The sequence below is a fragment of the Streptococcus mitis genome (assembly GCF_946188585.1).
GTDB classification, from domain to species: domain Bacteria; phylum Bacillota; class Bacilli; order Lactobacillales; family Streptococcaceae; genus Streptococcus; species Streptococcus mitis_DG.
The window spans coordinates 1-1,652 of the sequence record NZ_CAMHVI010000017.1; the positions used below are offsets into that span (position 1 = coordinate 1).

At 32.6% G+C, this 1,652-nt stretch carries 2 protein-coding genes and 1 pseudogene; all 3 read right to left on the reverse strand.

The annotated features are described in order from the left end of the window. Window positions 1-333 (reverse strand): annotated as a pseudogene (locus N8M66_RS09250) (hypothetical protein); the annotation flags it as partial. Window positions 334-342: 9 nt separating this feature from the next. Continuing rightward, on the reverse strand, window positions 343-1,140 hold the full coding sequence (locus N8M66_RS09255) for a hypothetical protein (RefSeq protein ID WP_261047213.1): 798 nt from the start codon (window positions 1,138-1,140) through the stop codon (window positions 343-345). Window positions 1,141-1,171: 31 nt separating this feature from the next. Beyond that, window positions 1,172-1,399 carry a hypothetical protein gene (locus N8M66_RS09260; RefSeq protein WP_261047215.1) on the reverse strand — a complete coding sequence of 76 codons (228 nt, stop codon included), beginning with the start codon at window positions 1,397-1,399 and terminating at the stop codon, window positions 1,172-1,174. Window positions 1,400-1,652 lie beyond the last annotated feature (253 nt).

Genomic DNA, 1,652 nt, shown 5'->3' on the forward strand with positions numbered 1-1,652 from the left:
GTAATTCTCACGATATGTTGCCCTAAAGGGCTTAATAGATTTTTCTGATTGAACTCTTAACATGTCTACATAGAGCTCAAGATCAATAGAATCGTGTAACACTAGAACAATAACTTTTCTAGATACAAATCTTAAATAAAATACAAAGCCGAGAACTAAAAAGACAATAACTAATAATATGAATCCCAATATTTCCAAATTGCTTTGAAATACTAAGCATACTGCCATCACATCCAAAACAAGTCCAATAATTGAGCAAATTAGAATAGTCCTATCAAGTTGTAAAAGAGTGTTTTCTGTCGCTGAACCAACTATTTTTTTTACTAATTTCATATATTACTCTCATTTCACTAATTCTAAATATTTCTTCGCTTCCTGAACATAAAAGAGTTCTGGATTTTCATGGGCGATACTTTCAAACAAACTACGGGCACGAGCTTCATCTCCTTTTAATTGGGCATTGAGAGCTCCGTAATAAGAGAACATGATTCGAGCTAATTTATTTTCTGGTTCCGCAGTGTCGAAGTAGCCTGTAACTTCTCCATTGAGTATTTTTGATACTGGTTCAATTAAATCCAACATTCTATTTTTATCAATTCTTTTAATTTTTTCCCAATCATAAGAAACTAAAAGTTTAGAAATTTCATCCGTCTCCCTTAAATGAAGGTATGATAATGATTCTATAAATACGATGTTTAGTTCATAAATACGTTTCAAATTCAATTTAGAACTTTTAACTCTTATTCGTTCAGCATATTGGATTGCCTCACTAAAATTCCCTTGATAGAAAGCACACCTAGCTAAACCCAGATTTAATGCATTTAAATTCCCTGTTCTATTATCAGGACGCCTTTCATAAGTTTCAGTTAAAAGAGAAATATATTTTATAAAATTCACTTGCTCGTATAAAATAACTTCTGCAACATGATTTACTAAAAAATGAGTTATTACAACGATAATAGTCAGTAATGTTAGAAAAATAAGCAATAATGTAGTCGAGATGGTTGATTTTACGAATAACAAACTAATTGCTGTTGCAATAATTGCCCAACGTAGATAAAATAAAATAAAAACCTCCAGTATGCTGCAGATTCGAACTGATGACCAATTCGAGATATTCTTAGAAATATTATCTAACATAAAAAACTCCTATAAAAAATTACAAACTAATTTATACAAACAAACTAGCTAAATAAGCTAGTAAAGCACCTCCAGCTGTGACAAGTTCCCCGCCAAAGAAGAATGCAGTCGCTACTACAACTCCAATTACTACTTCCTTAGGATGCTCTACAACCCAATTAGAGATACTATCAACTATCTCACCAGTTGTATTAAAAGTTTGAGTGAGATGACCCACTTTCCCCAGTTTTAAACCTATTCTCCAATCTCTACCTTTCACAATCTCGTCTCGTTAGTAGTTTTAAGTGTTGCATAATCTTATTAACCTGATTATGCTCTTTCACATAGGTGACGTACGGTAAGAACTTATATCAGTTTTATCTTTCTAAATAGCTCTTCGCTTCCTGAACATAAAAGAGTTCTGGATTTTCATGGGCGATACTTTCAAACAAACTACGGGCACGAGCTTCATCTCCTTTTAATTGGGCATTGAGAGCGCCATAATAAGAAAACATGATTCGAGCTAACTTACT

Bases quoted from the DNA above. Each gene is read 5' to 3' on its own strand.
- N8M66_RS09255 (WP_261047213.1), bottom strand. From the start codon at position 1,140: ATGTTAGATAATATTTCTAAGAATATCTCGAATTGGTCATCAGTTCGA.